The 15,888-nt window shown below is 65.3% G+C and carries 16 protein-coding genes and 2 riboswitches; of the genes, 12 read left to right on the top strand and 4 right to left on the bottom strand.

The window, feature by feature from the left end; genetic code table 11:
• The first annotated feature begins 54 nt into the window (after positions 1 to 54).
• The gene (locus C8348_RS20730) at positions 55 to 843 is read left to right on the top strand and encodes a hypothetical protein (RefSeq protein ID WP_106755217.1); all 789 of its coding nucleotides are present in this window, start codon (positions 55 to 57) and stop codon (positions 841 to 843) included.
• Positions 844 to 1,282: 439 nt separating this feature from the next.
• Here C8348_RS20730 and tyrS read toward each other — a convergent pair whose 3' ends face one another.
• The 3 genes from tyrS to C8348_RS20715 all read right to left on the bottom strand — a co-directional run bounded on the left by tyrS (position 1,283) and on the right by C8348_RS20715 (position 3,885).
• Entirely contained in the window at positions 1,283 to 2,560 is a 1,278-nt protein-coding gene (gene tyrS, locus C8348_RS20725) for a tyrosine--tRNA ligase (RefSeq protein ID WP_106755216.1), read from the bottom strand.
• Between the two features lie 200 nt (positions 2,561 to 2,760).
• Positions 2,761 to 3,429 (bottom strand): cysteine hydrolase family protein, encoded by a 669-nt coding sequence (locus tag C8348_RS20720; protein WP_157950494.1) that lies wholly within the window; start codon positions 3,427 to 3,429, stop codon positions 2,761 to 2,763.
• 60 nt (positions 3,430 to 3,489) lie between these two features.
• On the bottom strand, positions 3,490 to 3,885 hold the full coding sequence (locus C8348_RS20715) for a MarR family winged helix-turn-helix transcriptional regulator (RefSeq protein ID WP_208983841.1): 396 nt from the start codon (positions 3,883 to 3,885) through the stop codon (positions 3,490 to 3,492).
• Between the two features lie 261 nt (positions 3,886 to 4,146).
• Here C8348_RS20715 and C8348_RS20710 point away from each other — a divergent pair, with 261 nt between their 5' ends.
• From C8348_RS20710 to gcvPB, 7 genes are all read left to right on the top strand, one after another.
• Positions 4,147 to 4,668 (top strand): anthrone oxygenase family protein, encoded by a 522-nt coding sequence (locus C8348_RS20710; protein WP_106755213.1) that lies wholly within the window; start codon positions 4,147 to 4,149, stop codon positions 4,666 to 4,668.
• Positions 4,669 to 4,781: 113 nt separating this feature from the next.
• Positions 4,782 to 5,690, top strand: a complete 909-nt coding sequence (locus C8348_RS20705) for a glycoside hydrolase family 18 protein (protein ID WP_106755212.1) — start codon at positions 4,782 to 4,784, stop codon at positions 5,688 to 5,690.
• Positions 5,691 to 5,887: 197 nt separating this feature from the next.
• Positions 5,888 to 6,009: riboswitch (glycine riboswitch) on the top strand.
• A gap of 3 nt (positions 6,010 to 6,012) precedes the next feature.
• Positions 6,013 to 6,127: riboswitch (glycine riboswitch) on the top strand.
• 58 nt (positions 6,128 to 6,185) lie between these two features.
• Complete coding sequence (gcvT, locus tag C8348_RS20700; protein ID WP_106755211.1) at positions 6,186 to 7,349, top strand: glycine cleavage system aminomethyltransferase GcvT; 1,164 nt, start codon at positions 6,186 to 6,188, stop codon at positions 7,347 to 7,349.
• A 42-nt stretch (positions 7,350 to 7,391) separates the two neighbouring features.
• Positions 7,392 to 7,763, top strand: coding sequence for a glycine cleavage system protein GcvH (gene gcvH, locus C8348_RS20695; RefSeq protein ID WP_106755210.1), 372 nt, complete (start codon positions 7,392 to 7,394; stop codon positions 7,761 to 7,763).
• Positions 7,764 to 7,767: 4 nt separating this feature from the next.
• On the top strand, positions 7,768 to 8,253 hold the full coding sequence (locus C8348_RS20690; RefSeq protein ID WP_106755209.1) for an OsmC family protein: 486 nt from the start codon (positions 7,768 to 7,770) through the stop codon (positions 8,251 to 8,253).
• A 55-nt stretch (positions 8,254 to 8,308) separates the two neighbouring features.
• A complete protein-coding gene (gcvPA, locus tag C8348_RS20685; protein WP_106755208.1) occupies positions 8,309 to 9,655 on the top strand; it encodes an aminomethyl-transferring glycine dehydrogenase subunit GcvPA in 1,347 nt (448 codons plus the stop codon).
• Complete coding sequence (gene gcvPB / locus C8348_RS20680) at positions 9,652 to 11,244, top strand: aminomethyl-transferring glycine dehydrogenase subunit GcvPB (RefSeq protein ID WP_106755207.1); 1,593 nt, start codon at positions 9,652 to 9,654, stop codon at positions 11,242 to 11,244. Before gcvPA ends, gcvPB begins: the two co-directional genes overlap by 4 nt.
• Before the next feature lie 87 nt (positions 11,245 to 11,331).
• Here gcvPB and C8348_RS20675 read toward each other — a convergent pair whose 3' ends face one another.
• Positions 11,332 to 11,964: a hypothetical protein gene (locus tag C8348_RS20675; RefSeq protein WP_106755206.1), complete on the bottom strand. Its 633-nt coding sequence runs from the start codon at positions 11,962 to 11,964 to the stop codon at positions 11,332 to 11,334.
• A gap of 177 nt (positions 11,965 to 12,141) precedes the next feature.
• On the opposite strand from C8348_RS20675, the gene ispH reads away from it, so the two are divergent.
• From ispH to C8348_RS20655, 4 genes are read left to right on the top strand one after another with little or no spacing between them, the layout of a single operon-like run.
• Positions 12,142 to 13,143, top strand: a complete 1,002-nt coding sequence (gene ispH / locus C8348_RS20670; RefSeq protein WP_106755205.1) for a 4-hydroxy-3-methylbut-2-enyl diphosphate reductase — start codon at positions 12,142 to 12,144, stop codon at positions 13,141 to 13,143.
• Positions 13,144 to 13,149: 6 nt separating this feature from the next.
• Entirely contained in the window at positions 13,150 to 14,115 is a 966-nt protein-coding gene (locus tag C8348_RS20665; RefSeq protein WP_106755204.1) for a homoserine kinase, read from the top strand.
• Positions 14,112 to 14,594 (top strand): ribonuclease HI, encoded by a 483-nt coding sequence (gene rnhA, locus C8348_RS20660; protein WP_106755203.1) that lies wholly within the window; start codon positions 14,112 to 14,114, stop codon positions 14,592 to 14,594. Before C8348_RS20665 ends, rnhA begins: the two co-directional genes overlap by 4 nt.
• The gene (locus tag C8348_RS20655; protein WP_208983840.1) at positions 14,591 to 15,535 is read left to right on the top strand and encodes a diacylglycerol/lipid kinase family protein; all 945 of its coding nucleotides are present in this window, start codon (positions 14,591 to 14,593) and stop codon (positions 15,533 to 15,535) included. The genes rnhA and C8348_RS20655 overlap by 4 nt, the downstream gene beginning before the upstream one ends.
• The last annotated feature ends 353 nt before the right edge of the window (positions 15,536 to 15,888 follow it).

Below are 15,888 nucleotides of genomic sequence, written 5' to 3'. Positions count from 1 at the left end.
GGCCGCGCGTCCTTCCGATCAACCCGCCCCGTGCGGCCGATCAAGGAGTGAGCCATGCCGACCCAGACCCCCGTATCGCTGATCAAACCCCTCAACCGCCTGTTCGGCAGTATCGACATCACGATCGCGCCGAATAATGCGAGCATGTCGTTTAGTGCACAGCAGTTGCCCAGCACCTACTACATGGACGACACCAATGCGTTCCTGCGGCTGCGTCCGCTGCACCGGTCGGGGTTCGGCATGTTCGAACGTGCGACACGCGTGGTCGGGCTCTATGTCGGCAACTGGGATGGCAACGCCAGCTACCAGGTCAATTCGCAGAATGCAGCGGAGGTTATTTTCCGCAATCTCGGCAGCACCGCGAATGACATCCGGACCGCGATCCAGAACCTTGTCAACGGACAGACCCTGACCACGGCGCAGCTGATCACCCAGAATACCGCCGTCGTTGCTCCCCCAATCGTCAACCAGGTTGTCTACATCAATGATGGCGCGATGCAGGGCACGATCTGGGGGGGCAATGCAGCGGTCACTGGGAGCCGGTATCAGCCGATGTGTGTCGTTGACGCAACCACGATCAACGACCGGGCCCACACCGGGCATGCCTTCGCGACCCGGCCTCTGGTGGAACAGTTCTATACGGTCTACTACCCTGGCCTGCTCGACCAGATGATGCGGCTCGGCTATTCCGCGCAGTCGCTGGCAATCGCCATTGGTGCGAACGGCCTCCCCGTGACCGAACAAGTCACCACGGACCGCGAGTATTTTCCCCGCTCTGCGTTCGGCGACAACCGCCAGCGCCAGCTCGAATTCATGTGCCGGTTCTTCGGCAGCTTCGTCTGAGGCAGCCTTGTTTGAGCTTGGGAGCCAGAGGCCTCGTTGCCCTGAGGTCGAGCATCACAGCTGGCGGCAGGCGACTTTTTGCGCCCCGCGTCCCCCTTACCTCCAAGGGGCAGCGGTACCGCATATGAAGTCTGACAAGCGTTCGATGTGACGACCTGGGCCCAAGGAGTTTAACCCTGTGGGAGCCTCTCCGCTCCCCTCCCCCTCGTGGGGAGGGGTTTGGGGGTGGGGGAAGCGGACCCAAATCCAGGCCACCAACATTCTTGACCAGGCTTGCTTCAGACGCCTGGTGAGCTGTTGGCCGCCGGAGCCCCCCACCCCTTACCCCTCCCCACGAGGGGGAGGGGGGCTTCGACGCCTCGACAGCCGTCTGGCCACATACGCGTTGGCCCTGCCTCTTGGAGCGGAGAGGCATCCCGTTCAGCAAACGCCCCTTCCCTCACCCGAAGGCCACGAGGGCCTTGCGGCGGCGGCCGATGGCCAGCGTCAGGCGGTCGTTGGCGGCAAGGTCCCCCGGCGAGATGCGGCGGCGCGGGTCATCAACGGTTGAGCCGTTGAGGCGGACGCCGCCGGCCTCGACAAGGCGCCGGGCTTCGCCATTCGACTGGGCGAAGCCGGTCGCGACGATGAGTTCGAGCAGCCCGAGACCAGAGGCAAGGCTTGCCAGCGGCAGGGTATGGGTCGCCTCGGCACCGTCCTCGTCATCGGAGAACAGCGCCTCGCCCTGCTCCAGCGCGCCTCTTGCGGCAGCTGCGCCATGCACCAGGGCTGTGACCTGCGTTGCCAGGATCTTCTTCGCCTCGTTCAGCTCCGCCCCCTTGAGGGCCGACAGCCGCGCGACCTCGTTCAGCGGCAGCTCGGTGAAGAGCCGCAGGTACTGCGCCACATCCGCATCGGCGGTGTTGCGCCAGAACTGCCAGAAACCGGCCGGCGACAGCTTGTCCGGATGCAGCCAGACGGCGCCGGCGGCAGTCTTGCCCATCTTCTGGCCGTTGGCGGCGGTGACCAGCGGCACGGTGAGGCCGAAAAGCTGGCGGCCATCGCGGCGGCCGAGGTCCACGCCATTGACGATGTTGCCCCACTGGTCGGAACCGCCGATCTGGAGCGTGCAGCCGTGCCGGCGGGCAAGCTCCAGGAAATCAACTGCCTGCAGCATCATGTAGCAGAACTCCAGCACGGTCAGCGGCTGTTGCGCTTCCAGACGGGTGCGGACACTGTCGAAGCTCATCATGCGGTTGACGGTGAACTGGGTGCCGTAATCGCGCAGGAACTCGAGGAAGCGGAACTCGGTCAGCCACTCGGCGTTGTTGACGAGCAATGCCCCGTCGGTCCCCTCCAGATCGAGGATGCCCTCGATGGAGCGGCGGATGCCGGCCATGTTCTCGCGGATCTGTGCCTCGGTCAGCAAAGGGCGGCTGTCATTGCGGAAGCTGGGATCGCCGACCAGCGTGGTGCCACCGCCAAGCACGGCGATGGGCTGATGGCCAAGCTTCTGCAGCCAGCGCATGGTGACGAGCGGAACCAGATGACCGACATGCAGGCTGGCGGCGGTGGCATCGAAACCGGCGTAGAACGTTACCGGTCCGGCGTGGAAAGCGGCATCGAGCCCCTCGAGATCGGTCGCCTGATTGACGAGGCCGCGGTCCAGAAGGACGCGAAGGGCTTCGGACTTCAGACGCGTGGCGCGACCGGTGGCTTCATCAACATGCTGGGTCATTCTGGTCTCCTGGCCGCGCCAGGGACCTTGAACCATGCAAGCCGCCTGACGCGGCGGCTATGTGGTTCATCTCATGCTGTTTGATAATCGAGCAGGATCGAACACGGCCGCCTAGAAGGGCGCCGTAAAATAATAAACCGATGCAAAGGTGGTCAGGTTTCTGCTCATGGCGCTTTTGATGCCTGCTCCGTGCCCCGCTGTCAAGCCGCTGGGGTTGGCGAAATCCGGATGCCCTCCGCGATGAGCTTTGGCTGCAACGCCTGCCAGTCCGCCGGCACCGAAGCGAGAACGGCCTCATCGAGGATCTCGACCTTGTAGCCCCGTGCGGCGGCGCCCCGCGCGGTCAACTGCACGCAATGGCAGGCATCAAGGCCTGCTAGCCGCAGCGATCCGACCTTCAGGCGCTCGAGATGCGCGGAGAGTTCTGGTGCGGAAAAACCGTCGCCGACGTGCTTGACGATATCAATCACTTCACCTGGCTGGATGTCCGGATCGAGCGCAAGTCCCGTGCGGCCGGGGTTGCCCGCACCGCCGAGCGCCAGGCGAGCGGCAAGGCGTGCCGGCCAGCCCTGCCAGACATGACGCAGAACGATCACCGGTTCTCCCAGCCGTCGGGCTTCAGCTGCAAGCGCGTTGACATGTGCGATTGCCCGGGCCCGCTCCGCCCGGGAATAAGCGCCTTTGCCGTCGCGGCGGGTGAAGTCCGATTGCAGATCGATCAGCACCAGCGCTCTGCCCGGGCGCGTTGACGGATCGATTGCGGGCCCCGACGTCGGCTGGCTGATGGCAGACAACCGCCTGACAACATACCAGATCAGGCCGGTGAGGCCGGCACCAGCACCGACTGCGACGATGATCCATGGTTCCATGCGCATGCTCCCTCTGCTCGTGCGGTCGAGGCGATCCGGACGTGGTCGCCTCAGGGACTTTCAGGCCAGCGGCTGCGGGGCATCAGGATCGTCCTCGTAGGCGCCGAAGCCATCGACAAGGGCCGTCATGACGCGCAAGGCAGCCGAAAGGTCTGCATCTTCCAGCTGGGCCGCGATATCGCCGAGGCGGTTCAACTCGCGGGCATGCAGGCTAGCGTAAGCGGCCCGGCCCTGATCCGTCAGCGCGAACAGGGGCGAACGGCGATGGGCCGGGTTTGGGCGCTTCTGCACGTGCCCCTGCTGGTCGAGCGTATCCATGACCAGCTGCACCTGCTGCCGTGCAAGGAACAGCTGCCGCGCGGCCGCAGCCACACTGAGTGGCCCCGTCTCGGCCAGAAGCTCCAGCACCGCACGCCCCCCGAGCGAGAGACCAGTGCCGTCCAAATGGACGCTCACCGATCGCGCCAGCCGCCGATGGGCGGGACGTATCAGGCGGATGAGGTCATAGAGGCGGGCAGCCGCCTTATCAGGGTTCGGTTTGGTCATGGATCGCAATAGACATCAAAAATGTCAGTTTGACAATATAATTGTCATTATTTCGCGACAACCAGTTACCCGATGCGACAAGTTGCGACGAACCGGTTCAGCCGTCGCTGCTAGGGTGCCGATGGGCAGACGGACATGGCTGGGGGCAGCCATGCGAGGGAGTTGAACCGCATGAAACGCATCTGTCTGGCCGCCGCCGGCCTGTCGCTTGTCCTTTCCGGGGCGATCTTTGGTTTCTTCTATGCCTGGGTCTGTTCGACCATGTGGGGACTGGATGCCGCCGATCCGCGCATCGCCATCGCCGCGATGCAGGCGATGAACGGCTCCGTCCGCAACGCCGTCTTCGCGCCGGCATTCTTTGCAACACCCGTGGTGCTGGCCCTGACCGGGCTGCTGGCCTTGCGGCTGAAGGCGCGCGGAGCCGGTGCTGCCTTCCTGGGAGGGGGGCTCCTGTACTTTCTGGGTGGCCTGGTTCTGACGATGCGCTTCAACGTGCCGATGAACGAGGCCCTGGCCCTGGTGCGCGTGCCGGATAACGTCGAGGAGGCCCGCGCGATCTGGCAGGCCTATTCCCCCAACTGGCAGGCCTTCAACCAGACCCGCACCATGGTCAGCGGCCTGACCTTGCTCGCTACCGGTTACGGGATCTGGCGTCTGGGGCGCGACCTGCCTTTTACGCCAACGGGCCGGTAACCGTAATCCGTGCAAACCGGTGCGTCAGATCACACTTGTTGCCGTCAGGCGTTCCTGTCAGTGCAGCCCGCGCTGCGAGCGAAGGTCATCCCGACCGTGCAAGGAGCCTGACAATGACGGATACCACCCCGCGCAACATCATCTATGCCCTGCGCCAGAACACGCCGATTACCGGGATCGTCGGCAGCGACTTCACCCATGTGATTCTTTGCTTTCTCCTGCCCCAGACGGATGGCAGCGTCGCCCCGAGTTGGGAACTGCAGCAGTTCCTCGCCAATCCCTCCCTCGTCGATCAGTTGCAGGAGGGCGGGAAGCGCAAGGTGATGGTATCCATTGGCGGCGAGAGTGTGCCGGCGGGCGGTTGGGCTGCGATGGCGCGGAACCTGCCCGCGGCGGCGGCCTCGGTTCTGGGCTTTCTCACCGCGCATGGCCTCGATGGTGTGGACATCGACTATGAAGACACCGCCGCGATCACGTCCCCCGCTACGGCAGGCTATGATCCGGCAGCATTCCTCGCCGGCCTGTCCAATCTGCTGAAGGCCGAGCCCGGCTTTGCCGGCCGGCTGATCAGCCACGCGCCGCAGCCGCCGTATCTCTATCCCGGTGCCTATCCATCCTACCCGCAAGGGCCCTATCAGGCGGTGATGGCCGAGGGGGGCGCCTCGATCGACTGGCTCAACATCCAGTATTACAACAATCCCTGGTATGTCGGAGCGTCAGCAGCCGAGCAGGCGCAGAAGGTCGCCGGGATCAGCGGTGGCGGCTTCCCGTCCAGCATCCTGGACCTGTCCAAGACCATTGCCCCGGCCAAGCTTGTTCTTGGCCGCGTCACCTCCGCAGACAATGGCGGCTCTGGATATCTTGATGCGGCCGACACGGCCAGCGCGCTGGTCACTCCCCTCGTGCAGGCGCTCGGCTCCAGCTTCGGCGGTGTAATGGGCTGGGAATTCTCGCAGTCCCCCTCCATAAGCGGCAACTCGGTCGCCTGGGGCGCGGCCATGGCAGAAGCCCTGCAGGCCTGAGCCACGCCGGCTTCCGCGAGGCAGCACCTGGATAATCAACACGGTACCCCACCGGGTTTCGCGTCGGCCAGTCTCGGGCCGGACCGGCGCGGAAACCAAGCCGTAAGGCGCGTATTGACAATGGCAGGGCGGAATCAGACAATCCGCGCGCCGGTTCGGGTCGTGACGAGTCGGTGAGGGGCAGGTCTTGCCCTTGAAAAAGCGACAGCGGGAGAGGCTGGACGAGGGGGCATTGCCAGGCATGGCAAGGCTCGCGGGCGCCAGCGCCGAAGGAGCAACCGCCCCGGAAACTCTCAGGCAAAAGGACCGCTTCGCTTCGACGCTCTGGAAAGCAGCGCGCAGGCTTATGCCCGCGTGCTCACCGAAGGAGTAACCGGTGCTGCGCAGGAACTAGACCTGCGCGATTGCCGGGAAATCTCTCAGGTACTCGGACAGAGGGGGTGGTGGATGGGTCGCTTGCGGTCCGTTCCGGCACCCTTGCGACGAGGACCTTTGATGGGCACGACCGATTCTCACGCCGCCGACGCGGCGGATCTCAAGCGCACTCCCCTTTACGATTTGCACGTCGAGCTTGGCGCCCGCATGGTGCCCTTCGCCGGCTACGACATGCCCGTGCAGTACCCCACCGGCATCATGACCGAGCACCAGCACACCCGTGCCGCGGCCGGTCTGTTTGACGTGTCGCACATGGGTCAGGCCTGGCTCATTGGCCCCGATCACGAAACGACCGCCCGCGCGCTGGAAGCCCTGGTGCCGTCGAACATGGTCGAACTCGGCCGCGGCAAGCAGCGCTACACGGTTCTCCTCAACGCCGAAGGCGGCATCGTCGATGACCTGATGGTCACACGCCCGGTTGCTGAAGCGCAGGACGGCCGCCTGTTCCTCGTCGTCAATGCCTCGCGCAAGGACGTGGACTACCCGCTGATCCGTGCCGCTCTGCCGGCCAATGTCCGTCTTGAGCTGATCGAGGACCGTGCGCTGATCGCGGTGCAGGGTCCGCAGGCGGTTGCAGCCGTCGCAGCCCATGCGCCGAAGGCCGCCGAGCTTGCCTTCATGAGCGCTGACTGGATGGAATTCGACGGCATCACCTGCCACGTCTCCCGCTCCGGCTACACCGGCGAGGACGGCGTTGAAATGTCCGTTCCGGCCGACAAGGCCGAGGCGATCACCCGGGCGCTTCTGGCGGACGAGCGCGTCAAGCCGATTGGCCTTGGCGCCCGCGACAGCCTGCGCCTTGAGGCTGGCCTGTGCCTTTACGGCCATGACCTCGACGAGACCACCTCGCCGGTCGAAGGCGACATCACCTTCATCCTGCAGAAGCGCCGTCGCGAGGAAGGCGGCTTCCCTGGTGCTGCCCGCATCCAGCGCGAATTCGCCGAAGGCCCGGCCCGCAAGCGCGTCGGCCTGAAGCTCGATGGCCGCGCCCCGGCCCGCGAAGGCGCCGAGATCAAGGTTCCGGGCGGCGACACCGTTGGCATCGTCACCTCCGGCGGCTTCGGCCCGACGGCTGGCGTGCCCATTGCCATGGGCTATGTCGCGGCGGCCCATGCGGCCCCCGGCACGAAGCTCGCGCTTGTCGTGCGTGGCAAGGACCTCGAGGCGACTGTCGTCGAGATGCCCATCGTCCCGCACCGCTATTACCGCGCCCCCAAGGCGTGACCTCATCCGATCCGAACAGCATCACTTCCGGAGACTGACCACATGACCACCTACTACTCCAAGGACCATGAATGGATCGCCGTTGATGGCGACACCGCCACCGTCGGCATCACCGACTACGCCCAGAGCCAGCTCGGCGATGTCGTCTATGTCGAGCTGCCGGACACCGGCAAGGCCCTGAAGAAGGGCGACGAGGCCGCCGTGGTGGAATCGGTCAAGGCCGCCAGCGAAGTCTATGCCCCGATCGACGGTGAAGTCGTCGCCACCAACGCAGCGCTGGTGGACAGCCCGGCCAATGTGAACGAGGATCCGGAAGGCGGAGCCTGGTTCGTGAAGCTGAAGATCGCCGACAAGGGCCAGTTGGCGGATCTGATGGACGAGGCGTCCTACAAGGCCTACGTGGAGACGCTGTAATCCCATGGCTGGACACATCTACAAAGCTGGCGTCTTCTGGCGCATGGAAGGTGACTTCAAGCCGGGCAAGTACTCGCGCGGTCACCTCTGGCGCTTCGACGGCGGCGTGGATGTGCCGGCCTCGTCCTCACCCCATGTCGTGCCGCTGCCCTATTCGGTGACAGCGGCGGTCGACCCGGAGGAGGCGCTCATCGCGGCCCTGTCCTCGTGTCACATGCTGACCTTCCTCGACCTTGCCCGTCGCGGAGGCCTCATGATCGATGCCTACGAGGATCAGGCCGAAGGGCTGATGGAGCGGATCGCTCCCGGCCGCATGGCCATCACCAAGGTGACCCTGCGCCCGTTGCTCACCCTTCGCGCGGCCGAGCTGCCGGACCCCACCTGGCTGACCGACCTGCACGACAAGGCGCATGAGGTCTGCTTCATCGCAAATTCGGTGAAGTGCGAAATCAGCGTGGCGCCCGAACCCGTGCGCCTCGTGGCTCCCTGAGCCGATACCGAGCCAGTTAAACGCCCTGCAACGCCAGACAAGGACGCACCAGACGATGCGTTATCTGCCGCTTTCCGACACCGACCGCGCCGATATGCTCGCGCGCGTCGGCGTGTCATCCATCGATGAGCTGTTCGCCGATATTCCCGAAGCCGCCCGCCTCAAGGGCCTCGTCAACTTGCCGACCCGCAAGTCCGAGATCGAGGTCGAACGTCACCTCAACCGCATGGCGGGCAAGAACGTGGCGGCCGGCTCGGTGCCCTTCTTCGTGGGCGCCGGCGCCTACCGTCACCACGTGCCGGCAACCGTCGATCACCTGATCCAGCGCTCGGAGTTCCTGACCTCCTACACGCCGTATCAGCCGGAAATCACGCAAGGCACGCTGCAGTACCTGTTCGAGTTCCAGACCCAGGTTGCCCGCCTCACCGGCATGGAAGTCGCCAACGCCTCCATGTATGACGGCTCCACCGGCACCGGCGAAGCCGTGCTGATGGCCCACCGCGTCACCCGCCGCAACAAGGCGGTGATCTCCGGTGGCCTGCATCCGCAGTACCGCGCCGTGGTCGAGGGCCTGTCGAACCTCTCCGGTGACAAGGTCGTGTCCCTGCCGGCCGACCCGATGGGTACCGAGGACATCCTCGCCGCCATCGATGGCGAGACCTCCTGCGTTGTCGTGCAGTCGCCGTCCTTCTACGGCCAGATCATCGACCTGAAGCCGATTGCCGAAAAGGCGCAGGCCCATGGCGCGCTGCTCATCGCCGTCTTCACTGAAGTCGTCTCGCTCGGCCTGATCGAGTCGCCGGGTGCGCAGGGCGCGGACATCGTCGTCGGCGAAGGCCAGTCCATCGGCAACGGCCTCACCTTCGGCGGTCCCTACGTCGGCCTCTTCGCCACCAAGCAGAAGTACATGCGGCAGATGCCGGGGCGTCTGTGCGGCGAGACCGTGGATGCGGAGGGCAAGCGCGGCTTCGTGCTCACCCTCTCCACCCGCGAGCAGCACATCCGCCGCGAAAAGGCGACGTCGAACATCTGCACCAACTCCGGCCTCTGCGCGCTGGCCTTCACGATCCACATGACGCTGCTCGGCGAAGCCGGCCTGACGCGTCTGGCCCGGATCAACCACGCCAATGCGGTGAAGCTGAAGAAGCAGCTTTCGGCCATTGCCGGCGTCGAAGTCCTCAACAAGGCCTATTTCAACGAGTTCACCGTCAGGCTGCCGAAGCCGGCGCATGACGTCGTTGAGGCACTTGCGGCCCGTGGCATCATCGCCGGCCTGCCGGTGTCGCGCCTGGAGCCGGGCAAGGCTGACCTTGCCAACCTTCTCGTGGTCGCCTCGACCGAAATCAACACCGACGAAGACCGTGCTGCCTTTGCAGCCGCCCTCAAGGAGGTGCTGGCATGAGCATGAACACCCAGGGCCGTCCGACGGCCGCCGGCGATGCCGGTTCTGCATTCCGTCCCAAGACCTTCACCGGCAACCGCGCGCTCGACATGGAAGAGCCGCTGCTGTTCGAGATCGGCCGCCTGGATGTGACCGGCGTCGATCTGGACGAGCCGGAAGCCTTCGAGGCCGAGCTTGGCGCCCATGCGCGCAAGTCGGGCATCGGCCTGCCGGGCCTGTCCGAGCCGGAAACGATGCGTCACTACGTGCGCCTGTCGCGCAACAACTACGCCATCGACGCCGGCCTCTACCCGCTCGGCTCCTGCACCATGAAGCACAACCCACGCCTCAACGAGAAGATGGCGCGCGTGCCGGGCTTCGGTGACATCCACCCGCTGCAGCCGCTGTCCACCGTCAAGGGCGCCGTCGAGCTGATCTCGGAGCTGGGCGACTGGCTGATGGAACTGACCGGCACCTCCGCCGTCGCCATGAGCCCGAAGGCCGGCGCGCATGGCGAACAGTGCGGCATGATGGCGATCAAGGCCGCGCATATCGCCGCCGGCCGTGATCCGAAGATCGTGCTGGTTCCCGAAAGCGCCCATGGCACCAACCCGGCCACGGCCGCGCTGCTCGGCTTCAAGGTCGTCACCATCGACGCCAAGGAAGACGGCACCGTCGATCTTGCCTCGGTGAAGAAGGCCATTGCCGACAACGCCGGCAACATCGCCGCGATCATGCTGACCAACCCGAACACCTGCGGGCTGTTCGAGCGCGACATCATGGAAATCGCCGCCGCGATCCACGAGGCCAATGCCTATTTCTACTGCGACGGCGCCAACTTCAACGCCATCGTCGGCAAGGCCCGTCCGGGTGATCTCGGCATCGACGCGATGCACATCAACCTGCACAAGACCTTCTCCACCCCGCATGGCGGCGGTGGCCCGGGCTCCGGTCCGGTGGTCCTGTCGGACCGTCTCGCCCCGTTCGCCCCGCTGCCCTTCGTGCGCAAGTCGGCCTCGGGTCTGGAAATGGTCGAGACGGAAGCCGGTCTCAAGGACGGCGAGAAGCCGTTTGGCCGCATGACCGCCTTCCACGGCCAGATGGGCATGTTCGTGCGTGCGCTGGCCTACATGCTGAGCCACGGCTCGGACGGCCTGCGCCAGGCGTCGGAAGATGCGGTGCTGAACGCGAACTATGTCCGCGTTGGCCTGCAGGACCTGATGACCCTGCCGTTCGGCGTGCGCCCCTGCATGCACGAAGTGCTGTTCGACGACAGCTTCCTGAAGGACACCGGCGTCACCACGCTCGACTTCGCCAAGGCGATGATCGACGAGGGCTATCACCCGATGACCATGTACTTCCCGCTGGTGGTGCATGGCGCGATGCTGATCGAGCCGACCGAGTCCGAAAGCCGTGCGGCCCTCGACCTGTTCGTTGCCACGCTGCGTGACCTCGTCATGTCAGCCAAGCGCGGCGAGACGGAGCGCTTCACCGGCGCGCCCTACCTTGCCCCGCGCCGTCGCCTCGACGAGACCCGCGCCGCCCGCGCGCCGATCCTGACCTATCAGGACCCGGTCCCGGCCATGGTCACCCCGGCCGCCGCCGAGTAAGTTCAGGCCAAGCCCAAGACAAGAAAGCCCCGAAGCGTCACCGCTTCGGGGCTTTTTGTTTCGATGTGAGTTCTGAGCCAACAGGGCTCAGCGGCGCTTGGCCGGCTTCTGCGGGCCTTCGTCGAAGCCGAAGACCAGACGCTGGCCGGCTTGCGAGCCAACAGTGAAGGACTCATCGACCAGCGTCCAGATTTCGGCCGGAGCGCCGGAGCCGACGGTGACTGGGATGGAGAAGACCTGCGACTGAAGCGGCGCGTCTTCGGCGCTGCCGGAAATGAGAGACACGCGCAGCGGCAACACAACCTCTCCGCCCGGCCACACCGGCCCCGGCGTGACACGGCCGGACAGGCCGATCTTGACCTGGACCCGGTCACCGACGCGGAAACACTCGCGGGCCCAGTTCTCGATGCTGGCCTGGTAGAGCAGATGGCGCGGATCGTCCTGCTTGCCCCTCTCGTATTTCATGATCAGGAACGTCTCGGACCGAAGTTCGAGACGCGGGCAGTTGGGCTGCTGCTCGAAGGTGCGCGGATCGACCTGGATCGGCCCCTGACCCGTGGTGACGATGCTGGTGACGACACTGCCCGTTCCCGAGGACGGCGTGGACGAGCTCGTGTCGTCCCCTGTCAGACCGCACCCGGCCACCAATCCGGCCAGAACGAGGGCAAGCGCCGTACGGGAAAAGGACTTACGGACGGCGGGGCACTTGGCGTTCAGCATGCGATTGTCCACTCGTTCACGAAGAAATCGACCCGTGTCTATATCAGGTCACCTGATGCTTGGCGAGGCCGGGAGCCGCATCAACGGCCTTTGGCGTTGATCAGGAAAGGCATTTCACTTGACAGGCACGGGGGGCAACCCTCTATTGCGCCCATGAGCCATGCTCAAGGATCCGACATGACCGAGCCAGCGGGAGCCCTTCCGGCTCTGGCAATCAAATTGTGTGCGCCGCGCGGCTTTTGCGCAGGTGTTGATCGCGCCATCCAGATCGTCGAACTGGCCCTTGCCCGGTTCGGACGTCCGGTCTATGTGCGCCACGAGATCGTGCACAACCGTTTTGTCGTTGACGGGCTGAAGGCCAAGGGCGCCGTTTTCGTCGAGGAACTGGACGAGATCCCGGTTGAGGATCGCGAACGGCCGGTCATTTTCTCCGCCCATGGCGTGCCCAAGTCCGTGCCGGAAGACGCGCGCGGGCGCAACATGTTCTACCTTGATGCCACCTGCCCGCTTGTTTCCAAGGTGCACAAGGAAGCCGAGATCCATTTCCGCCGCGACCGCGAGATCCTGCTAATCGGCCACGCCGGCCATCCGGAAGTGATCGGCACCATGGGCCAGCTTCCTGCAGGAACCGTGTCGCTGATCGAGACCGAAGACGACGCGCGCAACTATCAGCCGCGCACCGGTCTGCAGCTTGCGTTCATCACCCAGACCACCCTGTCGGTTGACGACACCAAGGGCATTGTCGAGGCGCTGAAAGAGCGCTTCCCCGATATCGTCGCCCCGCACAAGGAAGACATCTGCTACGCCACCACCAACCGCCAGGATGCGGTGAAGGTGGTTGCGCCGCAGGTGGAGGCCATGATCGTCGTTGGTGCCCCCAACTCGTCCAACTCGCAGCGGCTGCGGGAAGTGGCCGAGCGGGCCGGCTGCGCCACCGCGGTGCTGGTGCAGCGCGCCTCGGAGCTGAACTGGGACGACTTTGCCGGCATCACCAGCCTCGGTCTGACCGCAGGTGCATCCGCGCCGGAAACCCTGGTCGAGGAAATCATCGCCGCCTTTGCCGAGCGCTTCACCGTTTCGGTGGAAGAGGTCCGGACCGCGGAAGAAACCATCGCCTTCAACCTGCCGCGCGAGCTTCGCCCCATGGCGGACGCCCCCAGCGCCAGCGCCGCCGAGTAGCTCGACATGGCCGTCTATACCGAAGTTGCCGACGAAGACCTTGCCGCCTTTGTCGCCCGATACGGCATTGGCCGTCTCCTCTCGTTCAAGGGCATTGCCGAGGGCGTGGAGAATTCCAATTTCCTCGTTCACACCGAGGCCGGGCACTTCATCCTGACGCTCTATGAGAAGCGCGTGAATCCGGATGATCTGCCGTTCTTCATCGGCCTCATGCAGCATCTGGCGATGAAGGACATCAACTGCCCGCAGCCGCTGGAAACCGAGGACGGCGCCATGCTCGGCACGCTGGCCGGGCGCCCGGCCGCCATGGTGACCTTCCTTGATGGCATGTGGGTGCGCCGGCCACGGCTGGAACATTGCGCAGCGCTCGGCGAGGCTCTGGCGCAGCTGCATCTTGCCGGCAGCGACTTTGCCATGACGCGCAAGAACGCGCTGGACGTGACCGGCTGGCGGCCGCTTTACGAGGGCTGCGAAGCCCAGGCTGACACGGTGTCGCCCGGCCTTGCACAGGAACTTGCCGAGGAACTGGCGTTCCTGGAGGGCAACTGGCCAAAGGGGCTTCCGTCTGGCGTCATTCACGCCGACCTGTTCCCCGACAATGTGTTCTTCCTCGGCAACGAGCTGTCGGGCCTGATCGACTTCTATTTCGCCTGCACCGACGCCTTTGCCTATGACGTGGTCATCTGCATGAACGCCTGGTGCTTCGAGGCCGACGGCTCGTTCAACGTGACCAAGGCGCGGGCGCTGCTCAATGCCTATCGCAAGGTCCGGCCTTTCACGGAAGCCGAGTTTGCAGCGCTTCCGGTGCTCGCGCGCGGCGCGGCGCTACGCTTCCTGCTGACCCGCCTTTACGACTGGCTGCGCGTGCCTCCAGGCGCGCTGGTGACGCCCAAGGATCCGATGGAATATCTCAAGAAGCTCCGCTTCCACCGCAGCGCCCGGTCCGGCCGCGACTATGGTCTGAGCGCATGAGCGAGAGCGATGGCGAGCGCGTGGTGATCTATACGGACGGTGCCTGTTCGGGTAATCCCGGACCGGGTGGATGGGGCGCGATCCTGCGCTTCGGCCCGCATGAGCGCGAGCTGAATGGCGGGGCCGCCGACACCACCAACAACCGCATGGAGCTGATGGCCGCGATCGAGGCGCTGAATGCCTTGAAACGCGCCTGCACGGTGGATCTCTACACCGACAGCGTCTATGTGCGCGATGGCATCACCAAGTGGCTGTTCAACTGGAAGCGCAACAACTGGCGCACAGCGGACAAGAAGCCGGTGAAGAACGCCGAGCTGTGGCAGGCGCTGGATGAGGCGCAGCGCCGGCACCAGATTTCCTGGCACTGGGTCAAGGGCCACGCCGGCCACCCGGAAAACGAGCGCGCCGATGAACTCGCCCGGCTCGGCATGAAGCCGTACCAGCGGGGCCGTGGAGGCGCGGCGGAGACCGGCGCATGATGGCCCTGCGCAAAGCCGATCCGGAGCCGGACACGGTCAGCGTCTCACAGACGGACATGACGGCGGATGCGGCCCGGACGGTGCTGATCCTCGCCAATCCGACCTCCGGCAGCTATCGCCCTGCCCGTCTCGAGGCGATCTGCATGGGGCTGACCGACAGCGGCTATGCGGTCACGCTGCACCTGACCAAGCGCGCCGGCGAAATCGGCGAGATCGCCGCCAACCCCGGCCTTGCCACCGGCATTCTTGCGGTCGCAGGCGGCGACGGTTCGGTCAATGAGGCGATCACCGGTTTTCAGCACAACGCCAATCCCCCTGCCCTGGCCGTGATCCCGTCCGGGACGGCGAATGTGCTGGCCGCCGAGCTTGGCCTGCCGCGCAAGGCGGATGCTATTGCGGCCATGATCGCCCGCCGCCGGACCAAACCGCTGTATTATGGCCTCGCCAACGGCCGCCCCTTCGTGCTGATGGCCTCGGCCGGTTTCGATGCGGAAGTGGTGCATGCCGTGCCGCTGTCGCTGAAGCGGCGGCTGGGCAAGCTCGCCTACGGCATGATCGGGGCGGAAGTCGCGTTGTCGCGCAAGGGTGAGGATCTCATCGTCGAGGCGGACGGGGAACTCATGACCTGCCGGCTCGCCATTGCCACCAAGAGCCGCTGCTATGGCGGCCCCTTCGTCGTGTGCCGTGAGGCGTCGGTGACCGAGCCCGGGCTGCATCTGGTGACGCTTGCGGAGGACAACGCGCTCTCGGCGCTGCGCTACGGGCTGGCGCTGATGATGGGACGGCTCGACAGGGCTCGGGGCGTCAAGGTCGTCAGTGCGGAGCGCATCAGCATCACCGCAGCCCGGCGCGTGCCGGCACAGGTGGACGGCGACCCGTTCGGCGTCACGCCGCTGACCATCGAACCGGCCCCGCTGCCGGTGTCCATCATCGTTCCCTGAGCCCGGCGGCAAGCCAGTTGGCCTGGCATCGCGCTAGCGGTGCAGATAGCGCGAAACCTCAACCACGGAGGTCATCCCCGCCATGTGCGGGGATCCAAAAAGCCTATGCCCCTAAGGTAGGGCGCCTGGAGAGCAAGGCGCCAAATGGATCCCCGCACAAGGCACTGCTGTCCGGTTTAAGTTTGTAGGCCTGGGAGTTGCATCTGCCTTGTGTCATTTGGCGGGGTTGGCGGGGCTTTGCTGAGGTGGTCGATTGGCCGTTTGTGCATGATGTTGAGGCGCAGGAGGCGGGCAAAGGCGCGGGGCTGAGGGATTGCGCGCTGGGTGGCATGGACGATGCGCAGCAGGATGTA

This window comes from Pannonibacter carbonis, from assembly GCF_003012935.1.
Lineage (GTDB): Bacteria > Pseudomonadota > Alphaproteobacteria > Rhizobiales > Stappiaceae > Pannonibacter > Pannonibacter carbonis.
The sequence above is the reverse complement of the archived record's forward strand: the minus strand, read 5'-3'. Positions and strand labels throughout refer to the sequence as shown.

Bases quoted from the DNA above. Each gene is read 5' to 3' on its own strand.
- gcvPB (WP_106755207.1), top strand. From the start codon at position 9,652: ATGAGCATGAACACCCAGGGCCGTCCGACGGCCGCCGGCGATGCCGGT.
- C8348_RS20675 (WP_106755206.1), bottom strand. From the start codon at position 11,964: ATGCTGAACGCCAAGTGCCCCGCCGTCCGTAAGTCCTTTTCCCGTACG.
- C8348_RS20710 (WP_106755213.1), top strand. From the start codon at position 4,147: ATGAAACGCATCTGTCTGGCCGCCGCCGGCCTGTCGCTTGTCCTTTCC.
- gcvT (WP_106755211.1), top strand. From the start codon at position 6,186: ATGGGCACGACCGATTCTCACGCCGCCGACGCGGCGGATCTCAAGCGC.
- C8348_RS20655 (WP_208983840.1), top strand. From the start codon at position 14,591: ATGATGGCCCTGCGCAAAGCCGATCCGGAGCCGGACACGGTCAGCGTC.
- tyrS (WP_106755216.1), bottom strand. From the start codon at position 2,560: ATGACCCAGCATGTTGATGAAGCCACCGGTCGCGCCACGCGTCTGAAG.
- C8348_RS20720 (WP_157950494.1), bottom strand. From the start codon at position 3,429: ATGGAACCATGGATCATCGTCGCAGTCGGTGCTGGTGCCGGCCTCACC.
- C8348_RS20730 (WP_106755217.1), top strand. From the start codon at position 55: ATGCCGACCCAGACCCCCGTATCGCTGATCAAACCCCTCAACCGCCTG.
- C8348_RS20665 (WP_106755204.1), top strand. From the start codon at position 13,150: ATGGCCGTCTATACCGAAGTTGCCGACGAAGACCTTGCCGCCTTTGTC.
- C8348_RS20705 (WP_106755212.1), top strand. From the start codon at position 4,782: ATGACGGATACCACCCCGCGCAACATCATCTATGCCCTGCGCCAGAAC.
- ispH (WP_106755205.1), top strand. From the start codon at position 12,142: ATGACCGAGCCAGCGGGAGCCCTTCCGGCTCTGGCAATCAAATTGTGT.
- gcvH (WP_106755210.1), top strand. From the start codon at position 7,392: ATGACCACCTACTACTCCAAGGACCATGAATGGATCGCCGTTGATGGC.
- gcvPA (WP_106755208.1), top strand. From the start codon at position 8,309: ATGCGTTATCTGCCGCTTTCCGACACCGACCGCGCCGATATGCTCGCG.
- rnhA (WP_106755203.1), top strand. From the start codon at position 14,112: ATGAGCGAGAGCGATGGCGAGCGCGTGGTGATCTATACGGACGGTGCC.
- C8348_RS20690 (WP_106755209.1), top strand. From the start codon at position 7,768: ATGGCTGGACACATCTACAAAGCTGGCGTCTTCTGGCGCATGGAAGGT.